The organism is Abyssisolibacter fermentans (assembly GCF_001559865.1).
GTDB lineage: Bacteria > Bacillota > Clostridia > Tissierellales > MCWD3 > Abyssisolibacter > Abyssisolibacter fermentans.
Map to the genome: position 1 here is coordinate 16,998 of NZ_LOHE01000075.1, position 23,426 is coordinate 40,423.

Annotated in this window: 24 protein-coding genes; 22 read left to right on the forward strand and 2 right to left on the reverse strand. The window is 29.6% G+C overall.

Going from position 1 to position 23,426, the window contains the following annotated elements; all coding sequences use genetic code 11:
- Positions 1-3 precede the first annotated feature (3 nt).
- Positions 4-1,650: a M20/M25/M40 family metallo-hydrolase gene (locus AYC61_RS14535; protein WP_066503917.1), complete on the forward strand. Its 1,647-nt coding sequence runs from the start codon at positions 4-6 to the stop codon at positions 1,648-1,650.
- 175 nt (positions 1,651-1,825) lie between these two features.
- On the opposite strand, the gene AYC61_RS14540 is transcribed toward AYC61_RS14535, so the two are convergent.
- The gene (locus tag AYC61_RS14540; protein ID WP_066503920.1) at positions 1,826-2,308 is read right to left on the reverse strand and encodes an Lrp/AsnC family transcriptional regulator; all 483 of its coding nucleotides are present in this window, start codon (positions 2,306-2,308) and stop codon (positions 1,826-1,828) included.
- Positions 2,309-3,015: 707 nt separating this feature from the next.
- Between AYC61_RS14540 and AYC61_RS14545 the strand changes: the two genes are divergently transcribed.
- From AYC61_RS14545 to AYC61_RS14585, 9 genes are all read left to right on the forward strand, one after another.
- Entirely contained in the window at positions 3,016-4,443 is a 1,428-nt protein-coding gene (locus tag AYC61_RS14545; protein ID WP_162265470.1) for a sodium:solute symporter family protein, read from the forward strand.
- Between the two features lie 24 nt (positions 4,444-4,467).
- On the forward strand, positions 4,468-5,514 hold the full coding sequence (gene argF, locus AYC61_RS14550; RefSeq protein WP_066503924.1) for an ornithine carbamoyltransferase: 1,047 nt from the start codon (positions 4,468-4,470) through the stop codon (positions 5,512-5,514).
- 27 nt (positions 5,515-5,541) lie between these two features.
- A complete protein-coding gene (aguA, locus tag AYC61_RS14555) occupies positions 5,542-6,654 on the forward strand; it encodes an agmatine deiminase (protein ID WP_066503925.1) in 1,113 nt (370 codons plus the stop codon).
- 347 nt (positions 6,655-7,001) lie between these two features.
- A complete protein-coding gene (locus tag AYC61_RS14560; RefSeq protein WP_066503926.1) occupies positions 7,002-8,357 on the forward strand; it encodes an APC family permease in 1,356 nt (451 codons plus the stop codon).
- A 95-nt stretch (positions 8,358-8,452) separates the two neighbouring features.
- On the forward strand, positions 8,453-9,409 hold the full coding sequence (arcC, locus tag AYC61_RS14565) for a carbamate kinase (protein WP_066503930.1): 957 nt from the start codon (positions 8,453-8,455) through the stop codon (positions 9,407-9,409).
- A gap of 273 nt (positions 9,410-9,682) precedes the next feature.
- Positions 9,683-11,422, forward strand: a complete 1,740-nt coding sequence (locus tag AYC61_RS14570; RefSeq protein WP_066503931.1) for a methyl-accepting chemotaxis protein — start codon at positions 9,683-9,685, stop codon at positions 11,420-11,422.
- A gap of 370 nt (positions 11,423-11,792) precedes the next feature.
- Positions 11,793-12,068, forward strand: coding sequence for a DUF2508 family protein (locus AYC61_RS14575; RefSeq protein WP_066503932.1), 276 nt, complete (start codon positions 11,793-11,795; stop codon positions 12,066-12,068).
- 120 nt (positions 12,069-12,188) lie between these two features.
- On the forward strand, positions 12,189-12,461 hold the full coding sequence (locus AYC61_RS14580) for a pro-sigmaK processing inhibitor BofA family protein (protein ID WP_066503935.1): 273 nt from the start codon (positions 12,189-12,191) through the stop codon (positions 12,459-12,461).
- A 323-nt stretch (positions 12,462-12,784) separates the two neighbouring features.
- A complete protein-coding gene (locus tag AYC61_RS14585) occupies positions 12,785-13,444 on the forward strand; it encodes a 50S ribosomal protein L25 (protein WP_066503936.1) in 660 nt (219 codons plus the stop codon).
- A gap of 68 nt (positions 13,445-13,512) precedes the next feature.
- On the opposite strand, the gene AYC61_RS21355 is transcribed toward AYC61_RS14585, so the two are convergent.
- Entirely contained in the window at positions 13,513-13,683 is a 171-nt protein-coding gene (locus AYC61_RS21355) for a hypothetical protein (protein WP_156456477.1), read from the reverse strand.
- Positions 13,684-13,914: 231 nt separating this feature from the next.
- Here AYC61_RS21355 and AYC61_RS14590 point away from each other — a divergent pair, with 231 nt between their 5' ends.
- The 12 genes from AYC61_RS14590 (at position 13,915) to AYC61_RS14645 (ending at position 23,402) form a co-directional block, all read left to right on the forward strand.
- The gene (locus AYC61_RS14590) at positions 13,915-14,757 is read left to right on the forward strand and encodes a fumarate hydratase (RefSeq protein WP_066503942.1); all 843 of its coding nucleotides are present in this window, start codon (positions 13,915-13,917) and stop codon (positions 14,755-14,757) included.
- 21 nt (positions 14,758-14,778) lie between these two features.
- The gene (locus tag AYC61_RS14595) at positions 14,779-15,333 is read left to right on the forward strand and encodes a Fe-S-containing hydro-lyase (RefSeq protein ID WP_066503948.1); all 555 of its coding nucleotides are present in this window, start codon (positions 14,779-14,781) and stop codon (positions 15,331-15,333) included.
- Between the two features lie 467 nt (positions 15,334-15,800).
- Positions 15,801-16,307, forward strand: a complete 507-nt coding sequence (locus AYC61_RS14600; protein WP_066503953.1) for a hypothetical protein — start codon at positions 15,801-15,803, stop codon at positions 16,305-16,307.
- 176 nt (positions 16,308-16,483) lie between these two features.
- Entirely contained in the window at positions 16,484-16,666 is a 183-nt protein-coding gene (locus AYC61_RS22295) for a sigma factor G inhibitor Gin (RefSeq protein ID WP_066503959.1), read from the forward strand.
- A 137-nt stretch (positions 16,667-16,803) separates the two neighbouring features.
- Positions 16,804-18,228, forward strand: a complete 1,425-nt coding sequence (locus AYC61_RS14610; RefSeq protein ID WP_066503962.1) for an aminotransferase class I/II-fold pyridoxal phosphate-dependent enzyme — start codon at positions 16,804-16,806, stop codon at positions 18,226-18,228.
- 39 nt (positions 18,229-18,267) lie between these two features.
- Entirely contained in the window at positions 18,268-18,960 is a 693-nt protein-coding gene (locus tag AYC61_RS14615; RefSeq protein ID WP_066503964.1) for a dTMP kinase, read from the forward strand.
- Positions 18,961-19,098: 138 nt separating this feature from the next.
- Positions 19,099-19,428: a cyclic-di-AMP receptor gene (locus tag AYC61_RS14620; RefSeq protein WP_066503967.1), complete on the forward strand. Its 330-nt coding sequence runs from the start codon at positions 19,099-19,101 to the stop codon at positions 19,426-19,428.
- A 51-nt stretch (positions 19,429-19,479) separates the two neighbouring features.
- Complete coding sequence (locus tag AYC61_RS14625) at positions 19,480-19,932, forward strand: YaaR family protein (protein WP_066503969.1); 453 nt, start codon at positions 19,480-19,482, stop codon at positions 19,930-19,932.
- A 171-nt stretch (positions 19,933-20,103) separates the two neighbouring features.
- Positions 20,104-21,117 (forward strand): DNA polymerase III subunit delta', encoded by a 1,014-nt coding sequence (gene holB, locus AYC61_RS14630; protein WP_066503971.1) that lies wholly within the window; start codon positions 20,104-20,106, stop codon positions 21,115-21,117.
- Positions 21,095-21,907, forward strand: coding sequence for a PSP1 domain-containing protein (locus tag AYC61_RS14635; RefSeq protein WP_066503973.1), 813 nt, complete (start codon positions 21,095-21,097; stop codon positions 21,905-21,907). The genes holB and AYC61_RS14635 overlap by 23 nt, the downstream gene beginning before the upstream one ends.
- A gap of 217 nt (positions 21,908-22,124) precedes the next feature.
- Positions 22,125-22,295: a DUF362 domain-containing protein gene (locus AYC61_RS14640; protein ID WP_066503974.1), complete on the forward strand. Its 171-nt coding sequence runs from the start codon at positions 22,125-22,127 to the stop codon at positions 22,293-22,295.
- Between the two features lie 369 nt (positions 22,296-22,664).
- Positions 22,665-23,402, forward strand: coding sequence for a tRNA1(Val) (adenine(37)-N6)-methyltransferase (locus tag AYC61_RS14645; RefSeq protein ID WP_066503976.1), 738 nt, complete (start codon positions 22,665-22,667; stop codon positions 23,400-23,402).
- Positions 23,403-23,426: the final 24 nt, after the last annotated feature.

The window sequence follows — 23,426 nt, forward strand, 5'->3', positions numbered from 1 at the left end:
AAAATGCCTCTTAAAAATACAAAAGAGGAGATTTATTCATTTTTAATGAAATTTTGTGAGGTCAAGAGTGTAACGGATTCAGATGGCGAAAAGCTTGCCCCTAAATTTATATACGATCAACTCAAGAAGCTTACATACTTTAAAAAAAATCCACAGGATCTTTTTTTGCAGAAAATTGAAGAAGATAGACTTAAAAGATCCAATCTATGTGCATTTGTAAGAGCAAAAAAACAAACACCAAATACGATTATTTTAATGGGACATCTTGATGTTGTAGATACTGATGTGTGTGGAAGCTTAAGAGATGTAGCTTTTTATCCAGAAACATATACAAAAAAAATTGCAAAAACAGTTATTTCTAAAGAAGCTAGAGAAGATTTAGAATCTGGAGATTGGATTTTCGGTAGAGGCGTTGCGGACATGAAAAGCGGGTTAGCAGTTCAAGCTGGACTTGTCGCAGAGCTATCTGAAAACACAGAGAATCTAGATGTAAATATTCTATATCTAGCTGTAGCGGATGAAGAGAATAATGCATGTGGTATACATAAGGCACTAGAACTTGTTGAAGATATGAAAGAAAAAGGTTTTGAATTTTTATGTTGTATTGACAGTGAGCCTACCATTACACAGTTAAACAAGGGAGATGGGTGGATTCATCTAGGAACAGTTGGAATGTATACACCTTTTACATTTGTATTAGGGAGAGAAACTCATGCTGGTGAGTATTTTGAAGGTTTGAGTGCAGCTTTGATTGCTTTTAAGCTAGGAAGTCTCATAGAAGGTAGTGGAGACTTCGCTGATACTTTTAAAAATGTAGTTTATCCACCTCTTACATGCTTGAAAATCAAAGATTTAAAGCCTACCTATTCAGTGACGGTAATAGAGCGTATTGCTATGTACCATAATGTGCTTTTTATTCAAAAGACACCTGATGAAATAATGACTGTATTAAAAAAAGCAGCAAGTAAGGCATTAAAGGAATCTATATCAGAACAGAATCAAAAAAGAGTAAGTCAAGGTACACAGACTAAAGAAAAGAATCTAGAGGGTAGTATCATTGAATTTAATGAACTCTTAAATCTAGCAGCAGAACAATCAGACCAAGACATTCAAGGAATTATAAGAGACTATTTAAGTACTCTTTCACCAGAAATGGAACTACAGGAAAGAGGTCTAATGCTTGTAAACCATTTGATAGATATAGCAAAACTAAAGGGACCTGCTATTGTTATCGGTTTTTTACCTCCTTATTGTCCAGCATTGTATAATGAACGTAAGACAAAGATGGAATTAGATATAATAGATACAGTTAAAGAAATAATCACAGAAGCAGAAAGAACTTTCTCAGTAAAAATTCATACAGCTGAGATTTATGAAGGAATATCAGATTTAAGTGAATTTGGATTCAAGGGAAATAAAAGGGATGAGCAAGTCCTTGCAGAAAATATACCTGCATGGGGAATGGACTTTATTTACCCTTTCAATCGATCAAAGAACCTTAACATACCAGTATTAAACATAGGACCAATTGGAAAAGATGCCCACAAGCATACAGAAAGATTATATCTGCCTTATGCAATGGAAGTTTTACCTTTCTTGTTAAAAAAAGCTGTATTAGGACTTGGTAAAAGAGTAAGCAAACAGGAATAGAAAAAGTTAATCTTAGAATTAAAACATTAAAACAAAAACAGCCGTGATACTTGTTATATCAAAGAGGATCGAGTTATTACATGATATAAGAAATAAATATATGTAATATATGGATAAAAACAAGATTTTTGAATATGAACATAAAAAAAGCGGCCATGGGTTTTGGTCGCTTTTTCTAATCTTTAAAATCACTTTCTACAGGTAGCCATTGATCAATATTATATATTATTTTTGGAATTATAAAGAAATTAATTACTTCAACTCCTTCTGTTTCAGGAAGAGTATGATTTATAAAATTATACATCTCTTCATTATCTAAAAATCTTGTTTCTATGGCTAAATTTGCTTTTCCCCACCCAAAAGCAATGTAGCATACATTGGGATTTTTTTTGCAAGACTCAACAAATTTATCGAAAACCGAATCCTCTACTTTAAGATTAATATCTGCGATAGAGTTATAACCAAACATGCTAGGTTCTATAATTGTTGCGATTCGAATAGCCTTTGACTCTATTAATTTATCAATTCTTCTCCTTACAGTTCTCTCGTTAACACCAATAGTTCTAGCTATTTTAGAAGCAGAAATCCTAACATCCTTATATAATTCATTTATGATTTTAAAATCTATCTTGTCAAAGGACTTTATTTTTTTAGTCATAACAATTCTCCTAATCTATAATTTATATATAAAGCTTAACACTTTTGTGTTAAATAGACAAGGGGAAAACAAAAAACAACATATGATTTGTCCGATAGCTACAATATCAATGCAACATATGGACATAAATAAATCCATTTAAAAAAATTTACTTTCTTCAATTTTCAATATTTTCATTTTGTAAATATACCATGATTTAATCGTAAGAATACTAAATAATAAAATTTGTAAATTAAATATTTTACACTCTGTTTCACTTACTATCTCTATTTGTCTAGTATTTAACCCTTTTAAATTCTTTTTTAAATGGACTAAAAGTATTTAAAATTATTTTTTGAATTTTGCAAACTTTATATTGATTATTATTTTTGCTTTTTTATTATCAATAAATTGATTGTAAGAGGTTGATTATGTAGATACATAGAATCTGATATTTTACAGACGACAGACAGTTGCAAAGCAAAAATAGCATACAAAAACGTCCGAATAGGACACGCAGAACGTACAAATGAGACACAAAAAGTATAAAATCGGACAAAAAACCTTGATAATGTATTCAAACAGTAGTATAATTATCTTAGTAAACGTTTACAACAATTTTAAAAACGCAGTTTAGATACTTAAAAAAAATAGAAAGGACAGATTCTGTGAATTCTAATAACCTCATCCCACTTGTTATTATTGCTTTATTTTTTATTGGAATAATTATGGTGGGGAAAATTGCTAGTAAAAAAGTATCAAACTCAGATGATTATTTAGTCGCAGGAAGAGGTGCACCTCTTTTGCTCATAGTGGGTACTGTTTTTGCAACCTTTTGGGGAGGCGGTACAGTCATTGGAGCTACTGGAGCAGCTTATAATGATGGAATTTTTGGTGTTATAGAAGATCCTTTTGCTGCAGGGTTGGCGTTGATTCTTATTGGAGTTTTCTTTGTAAAAATTTTAAGGAAACTAAGAATTAGGTCAATTGGGGAGCTATATAGTTATCGTTTTGGCTCTATTACAGGATATTTTGCAGCTGCAGTAATGATTCCAACTTATGTTATATGGACATCAGTACAATTTCTAGCTATAGGTAAAATTCTTAACGTACTCTTTGGTATAAATTTTACTTTGAGTTATATTATGGCAGTTATTGTTGTCGTTACATTTACTTACATGGGTGGACTTGTGGCAGTTGTTTGGACCGACTTTATACAAATGATTATTATTTTAATAGGGCTTGTAACAATTTTGATTGTAGGAGTTAACACAGTAGGTGGAATTGGAACTATAGTGGAAAATACACCAAAAGGATATTGGAATTTTTTGCCTACGGGAAAAGGAATTATGCCTTGGATTACTTACCTTGCCATGTGGGTAGGAATGGGGCTAGGCAATATTCCAAGTCCTGATATCGCTCAAAGGGCTTTTATGGCTAAAGATGAAAAGACAGCTAAAAGGGGAATGGTTATAGCAGGTGGGTTATATTGGACCATTGGGTTCATACCAGTTATACTTGCACTAATTGGAATTACATTAGTTAATAAAGGAGTTTTAGATGCGAGTTTATTTGCACAAGATAGCGAACTATTAATTCCTTTTTTAGCAAAACAACTTTTGGGGCCAGTAGGATTAGGAGTATTTGTTGCATCTTTAATATCTGCTATATTATCTAGTGCTAGTACATCCCTTTTTGCAACAGCAGTTCTTTGTTCCAATGATATTTACAAAACTATAGTAATAGATAAACTTAAAAATAATAATGTAAAAAAAGAAGATCAGATGTTAAAAATAACAAGGTTTTTTGTAGTTTTAATAGGCGCGTTAGCTGGAATTGGCGGGCTAGCAAGTACAGATATTTATGATTTAACCATATTTGCATTTACCTTACAATTTGGAGTTCTTTTCTTTCCATTTGTTATGGCATTGAAATCTAAATGGGTAAACACATATGGTATTATTGCTGGAATGCTTGGGGGTCTTTTGGTAAATGTAGTTGGATGTATATCTCAGCTTTCTATAATACCTGAGCCATGGGAGTTTTACACCCTTGTACCAGCTCTAGTTAATTTTATTCTTATAGTTATAGTGTCATATATAACTAAAAATAAAAATAAAGCGAGACCATTAGAGGATATATACTTTGATAAATAGAGACATAAAATAAGGAGGCTAAAAATGAAATTACCATCATCAAGTGCAACAGACTTAAATAAAAAAAATATGAAACATATGATTACTATGAATGATTTTTCAAGAAAAGAAATTGACGACATGTTAGAGTTAATGACTTTATTAAAGGAAGCAAGAAAAGATAATGCAATTCCACAATTATTTAAAAACAAATCAGTAGCAATGATTTTTGAAGCAGGTTCAACTCGTACAAGAGTATCTTTCGAAACAGCTGCAACATTGTTAGGAGGGCATGGATTATTTTTATCACCAAGGGATATTCACTTAGGAGCAAAGGAATCAATTGATGATACTGCCCGTGTATTATCAAGAATGTGTGATATTATAATGGCTCGTACTAATAGTGGTGAAATAACAGAGGCATTGACTAAAATGTCTACAGTACCAGTAATAAATGGACTAGATTGTGTATATCATCCAACCCAAATGTTAGCTGATATTTTTACAATTCAGGAACATATGCCAGAGGGAAAAGAATTATCTGATTTAACAGTAGCATTTATGGGAGATGCAACAGATGTATGTCGTTCATTGTTATTGACATGTACTAAATATGGAATGAATTTCAAACAAATTGGACCTAAAAAATATCATATGCAAGAGGAATGGTTAAGACTTGCTGATAAAAATTGTGCTGAAACTGGTGCTTCATATGAAATTACAGATGATCTTTCAAAGGTTTCAGAATGTAATGTAATCTATGGAGATAGCTTTTATTGGACTACTCAGTTAGATGAAAAAGAAGAAAGATTAGCTGCATTCATGCCTGATTATGTAATTACGAAGGAACTATTGGATAAAGCAGCTCCTGGTGCAATATTGTTACATTGTTTGCCAGCGAATGACAAAGAAGAAATTACTCGTGAAGCATTAGATGGAGATCGTAGTGTGGCTTTTGACGAAGCTGAAAACAGATTAACTGCACAAATGGCAATTTTAGTTTATTTTACTCATAAATTTGATATAAAACCTAGTGAAGAAACAATTAAGTATCATGAAGATAGAATTAATTCTTTATTAGAAAAATTATAAAATAATTAATTAGTGGAGATGAAGAAAATGGCTAAAAAATTAAATGGAACGCCTAAAAGTGATGGATTTAGAATGCCGGGAGAATTTGAACCCCATAAAGGTTGCTGGTTGGTATGGCCTGAAAGGACAGATAATTGGAGACTAGGAGCAAAGCCAGCTCAAGCAGCTTTTGTTGAAGTAGCTGAAGCAATAGCAAAATATGAAGAGGTTACAATGTGTGTATCTCAAAGACAATATGAAACAGCAAGAGAAATGTTAAGCAGTAATATTCGTGTGGTAGAAATGTCAAACGATGATTCTTGGATGAGAGATATAGGACCTACATTTGTTGTAAATGATGAAGGTGAAGTTAGAGGTGTTGATTGGCGTTTTAATGCATGGGGAGGTTTAGTAGACGGATTGTATTTCCCATGGGATAAAGACGATCAAGTTGCAAGAAAAGTATGTGAGATTGAAAATATAGATTATTATTCCCTAGAAGATTTTATTCTTGAAGGAGGATCAATACATACAGATGGTGATGGAACTGCTATTGTAACTGAAGAGTGTTTATTGCATGAAAGCAGAAATTCTAAAATGACAAAAGAGGAAATTGGAAATACGTTAAAGGATTATTTAGGAGTAGAAAAAGTTTTATGGCTTCCAAATGGTATTTATCTTGACGAAACCAATCAACATGTTGACAATATAGTACATTATTGTGCTCCAGGGGTATTAGTTCTTGCTTGGACAGATGATGAAAATGATCCACAGTACCCTCTTTCAAAAGCGGCTTATGATTATTTATCAAATGAGACTGATGCGAAGGGAAGAAAACTTGAAATTCATAAAATACATATTCCAAATGAGGTATTAATTACTAAGGAAGAAAGTGAGGGAGTTGATGTTGTAGATGGTACTCTTCCTAGAAACGAAGGAGATAGACAGGCAGCTTCTTATGCTAATTTCTATATTGCAAATGGAGCAGTAATTTTACCTTTATTTAATGATGATGAATACGATAAAAAAGCAATAGCAACTTTAAAAAATGTTTTTCCTGAGAGAGAAATTGTTGGGATATATGCTAGAGAAATAATTCTAGGTGGTGGAAATATACATTGTATTACTCAGCAACAACCGTTAGGTAAAAAATTGAAATAACTCTATATAGAGTTATTTCAATCATGGTCCCAGATTATTCATATAAAATCATGAGTCATGAACCCAAAACTTGATTTTGAGCAGAGAATTAATATCTGTGATTTTATGTGAGTCGTTTACTCATGAGTAGAAAACAGAAATCTATGATTTCTTTTGAATTCACTTACTCTTATGAAGGAACTGAATAGGAGTTCCATTAATTAGGGTCCTTCTTGTTTAAGATCTCCATTAAATTAGAACATTCCAATTCGGTATGTTTTGAATTTAATGGAATATTGGAATTATACAACATTAATTAAAGCAATATGAATAATCAGGGCTAACTACTATATAAAGGGGAGAAAAAAATGGAAACAAAAAAAGTAAGTTTGTTTAAAATGGTTTCTTTTACTGTTTGTGGAATAGTTGTGTTGGATACCTTTGTTGCTCCTGCTGCTTTGGGAGCATCATCAATAACAATTTGGCTTCTTACTGCACTATTATTTTTTATACCATATGGATTGATAAACGCAGAATTAGGTGCCGCTTATCCAGAAGATGGGGGTATATACTCATGGGTAAAAAGAGCATTTGGCGATTTCCAAGCGAGTCTTGTTTCTTGGTTTTACTGGGTAAACGTGGCGTTTTGGATGCCAGCTGTATTTATTGCCTTTAGTACATGGTTTTCCATGGCATTTGCGCCAGATATGAGTATAACATTATTAGCAGTATTAGCTATTGCTATGTGTTGGCTGATAGTTTATATAGGGATTAGGGGCGTTGATTTAAGTATAACTGTTACAAATATTGCTGCTGTATTAAAAGTTGGAGTATTAGCAATTTTCGGAGTATTAGGTGTTGTCTATGGAGTGAAAAATGGTCTTGCTAATGATTTCTCTCTATCTAGTTTTGCATTGAGTTTTAATTTTGACACAATTTCATATAGTTCTGCAATCGTTTATAATCTTTTAGGTTTTGAACTTATAAGTTCAATTGCATCTGAAATTGAAGAACCTGGAAAAAATATACCAAAAATGACTGTTCTAGCAGGGATATTAATAGCAGCTCTCTATATTATTGGCACCTTTGGAGTTTTAGCAGCAATTCCTGCAGAATCTATTGATCCTCTTGATGGATTTTTCTATGCATTACAAGAATTATGTACTGTATTTGGTGGTGCACAAGATATTGTGTTTAAAGGTATTATGCTTGTAGCTTTATTTACGCTAGTATCAAATATGATTTCTTGGACATTAGGTGGCGTTGAAGTTCTTGATGAAGCAGAATTTACTAAAAAAACAAAACTTCTTGGTCATAGAAATAAAAAATACAACACACCTGATTATTCATATATATTAATGGGTGTTATAGCAACGGCATTAATTGTTATGAATTTCGCTTTAAGTGGAAGTGCCAATGATGCCTTCTGGACAATTTTATCTTTCAGTTTTTTAGTTTTCTTCTTACCATATTTATGGTTATTCCCAACTGTAGTAAAATTAAGAAAAATTGATACAGAAACACCAAGACCATATAAAATACCTCTAGGTAAATTTGGACTTTACTTTTCAAGTATACTAGGATTCTTATTCATAGCTGGAGGTGTTATTTTATTATTTGTTACAGGAGATGGATGGGATCCGTTATACCATCTTACATTAATTATTGGTACTGGAATTACAACAGTATTTGGCGTTATGCTTTATAGAAAGAGTCTTAAATAGTAAAATTGACTTGATAAAGGCGATATTTCTATATCTTAAGAATTTTAACAGGGTATTTCAACCTATTTAGAATAAATCATTGGAGGGAAAACACTATGCAAGATAAAAGTGCTTTAAATAGAATTGTAATAGCTTTAGGTGGAAATGCATTAGGAAATACGCCTAAAGAGCAACAAGAAAAAGTAGAAATAGCTTCAAAAACACTTGTAAATTTAATTAGTCAAGGTAATGAAATCATCATCAGCCACGGAAATGGTCCACAAGTTGGTATGATTAATTTAGCTTTTGAAGAGGCCTGCAAAATTAATAATAAAATTGTTCCTGTGGAGCTTCCTGAGTGTACAGCCATGAGTCAAGGTTACATTGGTTATCATCTTCAAAATGCTATTAAAAAAGAGCTTAACAAGCAAAAAATGCCTTGGAATGTAGCAACTGTAGTAACACAAATAGAAGTAGATAAGGACGATGAAGCATTTGAAAACCCTAGAAAACCAATAGGAAGCTTTTATACAAAAGAAGAAGCTGAGAATCTAATGGCTGAAAATGAGGGACTAGTTATACAGGAAGATGCTGGACGTGGATATAGAAGAATGGTTCCTTCTCCACTACCAAAAGATATAGTAGAAAAAGAATGTATATTGAACATGCTTGATAATGAATTTATAGTTATTGCCTGCGGTGGTGGGGGTATACCAGTGGTAAAGAATGATGATGGAAAATATGAAGGAGTATCAGCAGTTATCGATAAGGATTTTGCTTCTGCTAAACTCGCAGACACTGTTAAAGCAGATTATCTTTTTATTTTAACAGCTGTAGATCAAGTTTCTATTAATTTTGGTAAACCAAATCAAAAAGCTTTAGACTGTATAAGTATAAAAGAAGCGGAAAAATATTGTGAACAAGGACATTTTGCTTCTGGTAGTATGCTTCCAAAGGTGAATGCTGCTATTGAATTTGTGAAAGGTGGAAAGGGAAGGAAGGCAGTTATTGCTTCTTTAGAAAAAGCTTCCCTTGTTATAGAAGGTAAAAGCGGTACTATAATTCATAGTTAGTTATGAAAATATATTTGTAAAAAATAAAAAGGTGGGGATCTCTAAGAGATACACAAATTACTAAAAGGGATTCCCATGAATATAAACTTATTTTATTTCACTAGATGATTCAGGATATAATATAAATTTTCATCTGGGGTTTTTTATTTTTTGACTATCACAAATTTTATCTTAAAACTAATAATTTGAAAGGACATAATGGAATATATGCCATTTCAAATTTTCGTATTGGATATTACATATAATTGAAAAATATTAGAAAGGGGTGTTACTTTGGAAAATAAAATAGGAAAGGGTTTGAAATGTAAAATTAGCATTATGACAAGTATTATTGTGATTCTAACTGCTGCAGTGATTACATATATAAGTTATGGTTATATAACTTCTTCTAACAAGCAATTAATAGGTGAACAAGCAAAGGTTATAGCCAAATCTACAGTTGTTAATATTGATGGAGATAAATTTAAAGAACTTATTAAAAAAATGGATAATCACGACAAATATTATAATGAGTTAATAAAAATGCTTTATGAAGTAAAGGAAGAAACTGGTGCCACGTTTTTATATACCTTAATTAAAAGTAACGACAGCACGTATAAATATGTTGCAGATGGTAGTGATATCCCTAATGGCAAGAATTTTTCTTCTATTGGTACGGAGGAACCAGCAGAAATATTTGATGGTGCGGATAAAGCATTTAATGGAGAATCGGTTTATTCTGAATTATATGATGCAGATGAGTATGGATTTTTATTATCAGCATTTGTACCTATAAAAGATTCAAGGGGAAATATTGTTGGTGTATTAGGGTGTGATTATTCGGCAGAATCAGTATTAGAAGTTTCTAGACAATTTAACATTAATATTTTAATAACTATGATAGTTATATGTATTTTAGCTAATGGAGTTGCAATATTAACAAGTTATAAAATGCTTAAGCCTATAGATTATATTCTAAAGATTATAGTATCAATGGAAAATGGAGATTTTTCTAAAAAAATGGAGCACAAATTGTTAGCAAGAAAAGATGAAATAGGAATAATTGCCAAGGGTATTAATAATATGAAAGATTCCTTAACAATTTTAATTAATAGTATAAAAGATGAATCATTAGCTATAGAAGGTGAAGTAGAAAATGTTATGTTAGATGTAAACGTTTTAAACGAAGGCTTAGAAGAAATATTTGCAACTACAGAAGAGCTGGCTGCTAGTATGGAAGAAACAGCTGCCTCGTCAAATGAAATGTCAGTAAAATCTAAACAAATTGAAAAATCTATTCTATCTATAGCAGAGAAATCTCAAGAAGGTGCAATAACAGTTAGCAAAGTAACTATGCGGGCAGAAAATACTAAGGAAAATGTGATCATAACTCAGAATAAGGCAGACGAAATATTTGCTAGTGCAAAACAAGACCTCCAAAAGGCTATAAAAGAATCAAAAGTAGTAAATCAAATCAATGTTTTGTCAGAATCAATTATGCAGATAACAGAACAGACTAATTTACTTGCATTAAATGCTGCAATTGAGGCAGCAAGAGCAGGAGAATCAGGAAAAGGTTTTTCGGTCGTTGCTGAAGAAATAAGGAAATTAGCTGAGCAATCAAAGAATGCTGTTCTTGAAATTCAAGATATAACGTCAAAGGTAGTAAGTTCAGTAGAAAATCTTTCGAGTAGTTCTGATAGTTTATTAGAATTTGTGTCTACAGATGTTTATAATGATTATAAAACAATGCTTAGTGTAACAGAAAATTATAGTAATGATGTAAAATTTATGGACAAACTAGTAAGTGAATTTAGTTCTACAGCTGAAGAACTCCTTGATTCCTTACAAAATGTTGTAGAATCTATCGATGGTGTAGATTTAGCAGCTAATGAAGGTGCGGGTGGAATTACAGATATAGCAAATAGAGTTGTTGATGCAAATAATAAATCTGATGAAGTTATTGAACGGGTTACAAGATCTAAGAAATATGCTAATAAACTAAAAAAAGAAGTAGATAAATTTAAGATATGATGAATAGACTATAATTTAAATAATTAAAACTTTTTTTATAACATACAGCGCAGTATTAGTAAAAAATTATGTTAGATTGAATTGAGATGTTTAGTGTTCATGATAGATTTTTTAATTAATTTTATGTATTGAGGCATAGTTGATAATGGGGTAATCTATTTAAAAAACAACTTTGAATTTGTATCTATACAGAAGCATAAAAAATTTTATCAAAAATCATGGTTTAGATGAGGAAAATCTCATGAAGAACCATGATTTTTTTAAAACTTGGGTTCATTTTTCACAATTTTCTATGAATAATAAACGATTATGTATAACTCCTAGAATAAATGTACACAATCATTATATAAATATAATGGGAGGGGTTAGTATGAATAATGCAGTAGCTGATTTTAAAAACAAACAGAATAAATTATACCAATTAAAAAATAATTCTTTTGTAAAAAAAATCATAGAAGCATTTGAAGAAAATAAAGATACAAATAAGCCAAATCTGCAAAAAGCTAAAGAAGATTGGGAAAATGCACAGATTTATTTTAATAATGTAACAGACCCGGAGCTTATAGACTATGCTATATACAATATGGAAGCAGCTAAAATAAAATATTTTTACTTATTAAAAAAAATGAGAGCAGAATATGCTTAATTAATCTACAAAAATAGTAATATTTTTATTATATTATAAATATAAATTATTATAGGACAGCCTTAAAATATCAAATTTTTTTCTTGCTCATAAAGTAAATAAAAGACATGAGGTGGTTTAATGGGCTTGGGAATTGAATTAAATGTAATATTGGCATATGCATTCGGACTCATATTACTATACTTAATTGGATGGATTTTAATAATACCTCTAAAGTATATATTTAAGTTGATAATTAATGGTTTGATTGGTGGTGTGGTATTATTAGCATTAAATTTTGCAGGTAAATTTATTGGTTTTAGTATAGGAATAAATCCAATAACAGCTTTAATTGTTGGTTTTTTAGGAATTCCAGGAGTTATATTGTTATTATTACTTAATTATTTATTATAACAAAGTGTAAAAATGTTAGATTTTGATAGTGTATATTTTTACGCTTTGTTGAAACGGTGTGTTGCAATTACTACGCAATTGCTTCCGTTGTTATAACGAGGCAAAAGATGTTAGATTTAACAAGTAGTGTTCATCTTACGCCTCGTTGAAACGGTGTGTTGCAATTACTACGTAATGGTTTTGGTTGTTATAATAGAATATAGATAGATCCTTTCTTTTATAGGAGTCATTGTTTATTTACTAATAATTTTGACAGCTTGTTAAGTATAGTAAAAGAAAAATTTGGACATAATTATGGTAAATAAGCAAAGGGAGGGAATATCTTGCAAAACATAAATATTAAATCTGTTATAAGAAATGAAATTGGCAGCAATGCATGTAATAGAATTAGAAATACAGGTTTTGTTCCGAGTGTTATTTATGGTCATAATTTTACTAACCATACATTAAAATTTAATATAAAGGAAGTTAAAAGTATAATAAAAAAATATGGAGAAAATGCTATAGTTGAAGTAGCAATAGAAAATACAAGTTTTCCGGCTATTATAAAAGAAATTCAAAGAGATCCAATTACTCATGGTATCATACATTTAGATTTACAACAAATAGATGGAAAACAAAAGATTACTACAAGCATACCTATATTAATAGCAGGTAGGAAAAGTCTTGATAATGAACATATATTACAACAACAACTTCAAAAAATTGACGTAGAATGTTACCCGGATCAAGTACCTAAAAATGTATTGATAGACATATCTAAGCTAGCTATGAATAATAGCTTTAAAGTAGGAGATGTAGAATTAGCAGAAGATATAACTATACTAACTAATAGTGAAGAAATTATTGCATCAATAACTACAGCGCAAAATAATGAAAATGATATAGATGAACAAGAAGATGACTACGATTATGGAGTAGTACCTGAAGTAAAATCAACAAATGCAAATAAAAAAGAAGATGATACAAATAATAACGATTGATTTTAAAAGCTTCCATTAGGAGGCTTTTTTAACGTTAAATATTTTGCAGAAGTAAATATTTACAATTTTTATTTGGAAGATTTTTTTACTAATTTTAAATTATTTTTATTCTTTTTATCATAGCCTGTCCCTTTTATGCTAATCATTGATTTTTTCAAAAGATTCCTTATATCTAGAAATAATGCGACTTCAAAAAGAAATACTAAAATTAATATAATTATTAATATTGCAAGCTTCATTAAATCATCTCCAATCTAGATTATCTTGAATCATATATCTATTATACATTAAAATTGAATTATTTAGTGTTAATTATTTGAAATTTCATTTAATTTTGATACAATAAAAAGTAAAATAGCTATAAGAATATTAAAACTTAGTTATTTATATAATAAATATGGTGTAGTGTTTGATTTTTAATATAATCATAATTAAAAGAAAGGAGAAGTTACGATTGTAACGAGTTTGATATGAGAGAGATTAAGACTATAGAAATTATCGAAGCAGTAAGAGAAATGTGTATAAAAGCTAATTACACTCTTAATAAAGATGTAATTAATGCAATTGTAAAAGCAAAGAATAACGAAGAATCACCTATAGGTAAAGATATACTAAAAAAGATGCTGTTAAATTTAGAGATAGCAAAAGAAAAAATGATACCAATATGCCAAGATACGGGTATGGCTGTGTTTTTTGTAGATATAGGACAAGAAGTAATAATACAAGATGAAGGTATAGAATATGCAATAAATGAAGGAGTAAAAAGAGGTTATCTTGAAGGTTATTTGAGAAAATCAGTTGTAAGGGATCCTATTTTGAGAGTAAATACTAATGATAATACGCCAGCAATAATTCATTATAATATAGTTGAAGGCGACAAATTGCGTATTAGATTTGCTCCAAAGGGATTTGGCAGTGAAAATATGGGGGCATTAAAAATGCTAAAACCATCCGATGGAATTGGTGGAATAAAAAAATTTATAAAGGATACTGTAAAAGAATGTGGACCAAATGCTTGTCCACCTTTAATTGTTGGTATTGGTATTGGTGGAACTATGGAAAAAGCTTGTTTGCTTGCAAAAGAAGCTTTGCTAAGAGATATAGGCCAGCACAATATGAAACAACACATTAAAGAGTTAGAAGTAGAATTACTTAGTGAAATAAACAAGCTGGGTATTGGACCTCAAGGATTGGGAGGAAGAACAACTGCTTTAGCTGTTAACATAGAAACATATCCAACACATATAGCAGGTCTTCCTGTAGCAGTTAATTTAAATTGTCATGTAGCTCGTCATAGCGAAGTAATAATATAATATTTGAAAGGAAGTGATTTTATGGCTGAGATAATTATTAATACACCTTTTGATGAAGAACAAGTAAATAAGTTAAGGGCTGGTGATACAGTATATATAAATGGTACTATATATACAGCAAGAGATGCTGCGCACAAAAGAATGATAGAAGCGTTAGATAATGGTCAAGAGTTACCTTTTGATATTATAAATTCAATAATATATTATGTAGGACCGTGTCCTCCAAGACCAAATCAAGTGCTAGGATCCGCAGGACCTACTACAAGCTATCGAATGGATGATTATAGCACTCAATTACTAGATATAGGATTAAAAGGAATGATAGGAAAAGGTAAACGGTCAAATGAAGTAATCCAATCAATGATAAAAAATAAAGCAGTATATTTTGCTGCTATTGGAGGAGCAGGAGCACTAATATCTGCATCGATACAGTCATCAGAAGTAATTGACTATGATGATTTAGGAACAGAAGCTTTAAGAAAATTGGTTGTAAAAAAATTTCCAGCTATTGTTGCTATTGATTCCTTAGGAAACAGTTTATATAATATAGAAGTTCAAAAATATAGCTGTTTATAGTATTATTTAACTTGAAAATTCTATCATTTTTAAACTATTGCATGAAATATTAATATAATAATATTATCTTATATATTAGATTTGTACAACATATTATAAATATGGTATTATAGTGTTAAATATTTTTCAAGGGATATTTATATTTAATTGTATATAACAAGGCGCAAGATGTCCCCAACTTCTATAGGTGGAGGATATTGATTAGATTTAACAACGGTGTGCAATCTTGAGCTTCGTTGAAACGGTGTGTTGCAATTACTACGTAATTACTTCCGTTGTTATAAAAAATTAGTTTTTCTATAGGATTTTTGAATAGGAATATGAAACATTTAAACAAATATAAATTATTGTATAGAGAATTTACCCTGATTGTTCATATAACTTTGAATGATATGTTATATAGTTCTGAATTATAAGTTTTCAGTGAATAATATGGGTTTTGATTTGTTTTGTGAAGGGTGGTATATATGATAGATTTTATGCGAGAAGAACTGGAGAAGGAGCATAAACCTCTATGGAAGATTATTTTAATTATTATTTTTTCTATAATTGCACTTAATTATTTAATAACTTTATGTAACAAATTAGGTGATAAATATGCAGGAATAGCTTCTATAATAGTATTAATTTCATCTATTATTATATGTGGTTTGCTTATAACTAAATTGTTAGCAAGTCATGTTTATGTGCTTTTACAAAGTAGCTTAATATTTGAAAAAAAGATTGGTAAAAAAAGCAATACAATACTAAAAATTAAATTAAAAGATATAGAGTTTATAAAACCATATAAAGAAGTAGAAGAAACGAAAAATGTAGTTAGCACATATAAATTTACTTGTAGGAGAAATTCAAACAAGATTCATTATGGACAATTTAACGTTGATGACAAAAAATATGGGTTAGTTTTTCAGCCTAGTGACAATTTTCTAAAAGCTATAGAAAAAAAGATGGCAATAGAAAAAAAAGCAGACTAATACTATACAACCTCATAATATACAGTATCAATATTGATAGGAATAATGTATATTTGTAAGATTGATTTTATTCCAACTTTTTTGGAACAATGGCCATACTTATTGAATAAAATAATGTATATGGTTAATGATTGTAATAAAGAGTTATAGAATAAAATTTATTAGGAGATGGTTGTATGGTTATACATAAATGTGCAATATGTGGGAAAAATCATGTAAATCATATACAGATTTTACAATCATATATTTGTATAAATTGTGAAAGAAACATATGCAATTCAATTGCATTTAACAATAGAGACTATAGTAGTTATATTAAAAGGATAAGGCAAATTTGGTCAGATTTTATTTTAAAATAAAGGCATGGTAAAATTCCATGTTTTTTTTAATCTTGGACATATGTAGATTTTTTTTAATCAATACAAAAATATAAGCTTTTTTGAATTTAGTATACAAGCTATTTTCTATTTATATCGTGATTAGGAGGAACGGGATTATGAAGACATCTTTGTTAAAAGGTTTGAATAAATACACTAGAGAAGTGAATACAAGATTTCATATGCCGGGACATAAAGGGAAAGAATTATATAGTTTAAATAATATATTTAAGATAGATGTTACAGAAGTAGAAGGTACAGATAATCTACACAATCCTAAAGATATTATAATGAAAAGTCAAAACAACGTTTCTGATGTTTATAATTCAAGAAAAACCTTTTATTGTATAAATGGCACAACAGGAGGGATTTATGCAGCAATACTTTCAGTAGTCAACCAAGGAGATAAGATATTAGTTCAAAGGAATTGCCATATAAGTGTTTATAATGCTCTAGTATTTGGAAGATTAAAACAAGAATACATATATCCAGAGATAGATCGAAAAAATCATATTACTGGATGCATTAATCATAATGAACTAGATAAGATTTTAAGTAACGATAAGTCTATTAAGGCAGTAATAATAACAAATCCATCATATTATGGGGTTTGTAGTGATATAATAAATATTACAAAAATAGTGCATGAACATGGACGTATATTAATTGTTGATGAGGCGCATGGAGCACACTTGAGATTTCATATGAGGTTACCTATGTCAGCCGTAGATGCCAAAGCTGATATCGTTATACAAAGTGCACACAAAACGCTGCCAGCGTTTACACAGACTTCGTTAGTTCATGTATGTACAGATAGAGTTAATGTAGAAAGGTTAAAGAAAATGCTCGCATTATACCAAACTACTAGTCCTTCATATATACTTATGTCATCAATAGAAGCTTCGGTGGATTATATGGATAGATTCGGAAATGAAAGATTAGACATGTTAATAAAAAAGCTTAAAGATATTAAAGTGAGTTTAAAAAAACTAGATAAAGTAAGAGTATTAGATATTGATTCATTTGACGATAATAATATCAATGATTTTGATGAAACTAAGTTATTGATAAGTCTAATTGATTTAGGAATAACAGGACCACAGCTTGAAAATATATTAAGAACAGATTATGGGATTCAAGTTGAAATGGCAGACTATATTTATATATTAGCTATGATTACTGTAGCTGATGAACCAAGTGACTTAGATAAGCTGAAATTAGCCATAGAAGATATAGTATTAAACTCAAAACAGATAGGTAACAATGATAATGAAATTATATATTTAGATTATAATAAACCCGAGATAGGACAATCAATGACGAAAGCCTTTTATAGTGACTTAGAATATATAAATTTAAACGAAGCAGTAAATAGAGTATCAGCTGATTTTGTTGTGCCATATCCGCCTGGAATACCATTATTATGTCCAGGAGAGATTATAAGTGAAAAATTAACTCAAGATTTGTACAATTTATACCGTAATAATATACAAGTATTAGGGTTAGAATGTAAAGAAGGAATACAAATAAAAGTGTTGAAATAGATAGTATAAAATAAATTACATTACATAGGAGGAAATTTAATGAGGGGGCTTTTAATAGCAATTGATGCAGTAGATGGTAGTGGTAAAGAAACGCAGACGAGAAAGCTTTATGATAGGCTGTGTGAAGATGGATATAATATAAAGAAAATACAATTCCCTAATTATGACAGTCCTTCATCATCGTTGATAAAAATGTATTTGAATGGAGATTTCGGCAAGAATGCGAATGAAATAAGTCCATATGTTGCTTCAACTTTTTATGCTGCTGATAGATATGCTTCATTTAAAACATTATGGGGTGATTTTTATAACGAAGGAGGCATAATTTTAACTGATAGATATACAACTGGTAACATGGTACATCAAGCATCCAAAATAATTAATAAAGCTGAAAAAAAGGTTTTTTTAAACTGGTTATACGACTTAGAATTTAATATATATGGTATACCAAAACCAGATTGCGTTATCTTTCTAGATATGCCAATAAATTATACTAAAGAACTAATTAAAAATAGAGCTAATAAAATAAATGGGCTTGATAATAAAGATATACACGAAAGAGATACTTCATATCTAGAAGCATCTTATAACAATGCAGTTGAAATTGCTCAGGAATATAATTGGAAAAGAATTGAATGTGTGAAAGATGAAAAGATAAGAAGCATAGAAGATTTACATGAGGAGATATATGCCTATGTCGTACAAATGATTAAGTCTTCAATTAAAAAATAGAACAAAAGATAATATAAAACATCCAAATTTTGAAATGTTTGATATTTTATAAGTATAGCTGATATAATATAGGTATAATACTAGTTATGATTAAATAATGAACCTATAATAATGTTATTATAAGAAAGGGGTGTAATTGTGAAGCTAGTTATTGCAATAGTTCAAGATGAAGATGCTCATAAGTTATTAGATAAGTTAATGGAAAATAATTTTGGAGTAACTAAATTAGCTTCAACAGGAGGATTTTTAAGGTCAGGTAATACCACATTGATTATAGGTGTACAAAAAGAAAAAGTAGACGAGGTTCTAAATATAATAAAAGATTTATGTAAAAGTAGAAAACAAATCACATCATATCCTGCAACGACTACTTGGTCAATGGGAAGTTATGTACCATATCCTGTAGAAGTACAAGTTGGAGGAGCAACTGTATTTGTAGTTGATGTTGAAGAATTTAAAAAGTTTTAGTTAACAGATATTAGTTTTTTAATGATAGAATAATCCTAGAGGAGACTAAATATGAAGGTAAGTGATATTTTAACGCAATCAACTAATACTTTAGATGTTAAACAAAATGATCCTAATAAGAAACAATATAAGCTTGAAAAAACTTTTAAAGATGAGTTTAAAAGATTGGGAGATATATCTGTAAAAGAAAAATTAAATATTTTACTAAAAAGAATCGATGTGCAATCAGAGAGAATAGTAAAAAATATGGACGTTCGAGAAGTAATCGCCTACAAAAAGCTTATATCTGAATTCTTAAAGGAATCGGTTGATTCGATGGTCAAATTTAGTAAAAATAGCTTTTTAGATAGAAGAGGTCGCCATAGAGTGTTTGCAATAGTAAAAAAAGTAGACAAAGAAATGGAACAACTCACAAAAGATGTATTAAAAAATGAAAAAGATAATATAAAGATATTGAAACGATTAGATGATATTAGAGGACTGATAATAGACATATATATGTAGCTTGTTCGGATTATTCAGAAAAATAAATTCTCTACTGAAACTATTTAATCCTGATTATTCATATAACTTTTAATAATAAGGTGTAAGCTTCTAAATTAGAAAATTTATATAAGCAGTTGTTATGTGAATAATCAAGTGCTAGTCGTAACATTAACCATAGAGGAGAGTAAAATGAAATACGATGATATAATAGGACATGATAAAATAATTCAGAATCTTAAAGATATCATAATTAATGATAAAGTTGTGCATGCATATTTATTTAGAGGTGCAAAATCATTAGGCAAATCATCGATAGCTAATATATTTGCAAAGACATTATTATGTGAAAAAAAAGGAAGTTCTCCTTGTAATAAGTGTTCAGCGTGTATTAAATTTGACCATGGAAATCATCCTGATTTCAGTATAATAAAATCAGAAGGTAAATATATTAAAAAAGGACAAATTGATGAGATACAAAATAGTATCAATTTATTTCCATATGAAGGTGATAAAAAAGTATATATAATAAAAGATGCAAATAATATGACGGTTGAGGCTCAGAATAGTTTTTTGAAAACATTAGAAGAGCCTCCTAATCATGCTATAATAATTATGACTTGCGTAAATAGTTATAATTTATTACCAACGATAGTATCTAGGACACAGATATTTACTTTTTTCCCTGTCGAAACTACTAAAATAAAAGAGGCATTAATTAATAAGTGCGAAGTAAAAGAAGAAGAAGCTGAATTTATTACATCATTTTCAAATGGAATAGTAGGTATGGCGTTAAAAGAGTATAGAACTCAAAAATTTAAAGACCTTAGGAATAAAATTATATCTATTGTAACTAATTTAATAAAAGATGTTGATTGTAATATTTTCGAAGTTACAGAATTTTTTATAGAAAACAAAGATGATTTAGATCAAATTTTAGATATATTATTAATTTGGCTTAGAGATTTATTGATTATTAAGCTAACTAATGTACATAATAAATATATTATAATAAATAAAGATAAATATGATATATTAATCTCACAAGCAGAGAAAATAACAAAAAATAAATTAACTGATATTGTTGATATAGTTGAAGAAGCAAAATACAATATTAAAGCAAATGCAAATTCAAAGCTTAATCTTGATGTGATGCTTCTAAGGCTACAGGAGGTATTATTATATGGTAAATGTAGTAGGTGTTAGATTTAAAAAAGCAGGAAAGATTTATTATTTTGATCCTGTACAAACAAATGCAAAAAAAGATGATTATGTAATAGTAGAAACGGTTAGAGGAATAGAATTTGGTCAAATAGTTGTGGGACCAAAACAAATTTCTCAAGAAGAATTAGTATCTCCTTTAAAAAATGTTATAAGAGTAGCTGAACAAGAAGATATCGAAAAGCATGAGGAGAACAAAAGAAAAGAAACCGATGCATTTGACATATGTTTGAAAAAAATAGAAGAACATGGACTTAATATGAAGCTAATAGATGTTGAATATACATTTGATAATAATAAAGTTATTTTTTATTTTACAGCAGATGGTAGAGTAGATTTTAGAGAATTAGTTAAAGATTTAGCTGCAATATTTAGAACAAGAATAGAACTTAGACAAATTGGAGTAAGAGATGAAGCTAAAATGATAGGAGGACTAGGAACTTGTGGTAGACCATTGTGTTGTTCTTTATTTTTAGGAGATTTTGAACCAGTTTCAATAAAAATGGCAAAAGAACAAAGCTTATCACTAAATCCTACAAAGATTTCAGGGATTTGTGGAAGACTTATGTGTTGTTTAAAATATGAACATGAAACATATGAGAATTCTCTTAAAAAAATGCCAGATGTAGGTTGTCCAGTATGTTGTGGTTTAGGAAAAGGTGTGGTACTAAACGTAAACCCATTACTAGAAAATGCAAAGGTCAAAGTAAAAATGCAAGATGGTTCAGATGAAATTCACACTATAAAAGTAGAAGATTTAGAAACATTAAAATAGACTAGCAAACTAAGTAGTAGGAAATTTACTAGCAGAAGTTTACTTGGATAAATTTAGAATAATCATACAAAATCAAGATATTTAGCTTTCTTCATCATAAACATAGTATATTATTCTAATATATATAAATAAGCATGATTAAAAATACTTTTATTAATACTTGATACATGGTAAAATAGATAAGTAGATTTTAAAGAATGCTAAGGAGGTGTCTTAAATGGCTTATAAGATTACAGATGCTTGTATAAGTTGTGGTGCTTGTGAAGCAGAGTGTCCAGTTGGAGTTATCTCTGAAGGAGATGGCCAGTATGTAATAGATGCTAGTGGATGTATTGAATGTGGAGCTTGTGCAAATGTATGTCCAGTAGATGCACCTGTTCAAGAATAGTCAATAATACATAAAAAAGACCCCATAAGGGTCTTTTTTATAGTATATTGTTTACAAAATCAACAATATGATTATGCTTTAAGCAAAGTGTTTACTAGAGTTTACTTTAAAAAATATACATCAAAGTTATCATGATATATATTAGTTTTATAATTTTAGTATCTATAGATTATCCAAGATTATTTTTATATCCAGAATGGTGTAGTTTAAATTTAAGCCTTTGTATACAGTTTGAGTAAACAAACTCTGGTTTGCTAGAATTCACTATTTCTATCTTGTATACCAGATTTTATTAAACTGGTTTAACTAAACTGTAAACAGTATTGGTTAAAAACATATGTGCTATAATACAAACTAAGAGGTGAAAATATGGAAATATACGAAAATGAAAGAGTAGATGACTTGCAACTCAAAGGTTTAAAAATAATACAAAATACTGAGGGGTTTTGTTTTGGTATAGATGCAGTGTTATTAGCTAATTTTAGCACATTTAAACCTAATTCTACATGTGTTGATTTAGGGACAGGAACAGGAATCATTCCATTGATATTATGGGGGAAGAAAAAACCCAAAAAAATATATGCAGTAGAGATACAGAAAAATATCGCTGAAATGGCCCATAGAACAATGCGAATGAATAACCTAACTAATGATATAGAAATTATAAATACGGACCTAAAACAAGCAAATAAAGCCTTAGAAACACATAAATTTGATGTAGTCACAAGTAACCCGCCGTATATGCCAGTAGGTAGAGGAATTATAAATCCAAACGAAAGCAAGTGTATTTCAAGACATGAAGTGAGTTGTTCATTAGAAGACGTAATAAAGTCAGCTAATGATCTATTAAAAAATGGGGGTTCTTTTTTCATGGTTCATAGACCTCATAGACTAACAGATATTATGTATTTATTAAGACAATATAGGTTAGAGCCCAAAATCATTAGATTTGTTCATCCTAAAATCAATAAAAAACCAAACTTATTATTAATTAAATGCATAAAAGGAGCAAGACCTGAACTGAAATTTCTAGAACCACTTTATGTTTATAATGAAGATGATACATACACAGATGAAATAAAGAGTATTTACAGTAGCGAATCGTAAATGCTAAAAATCAAATAAGAAAAG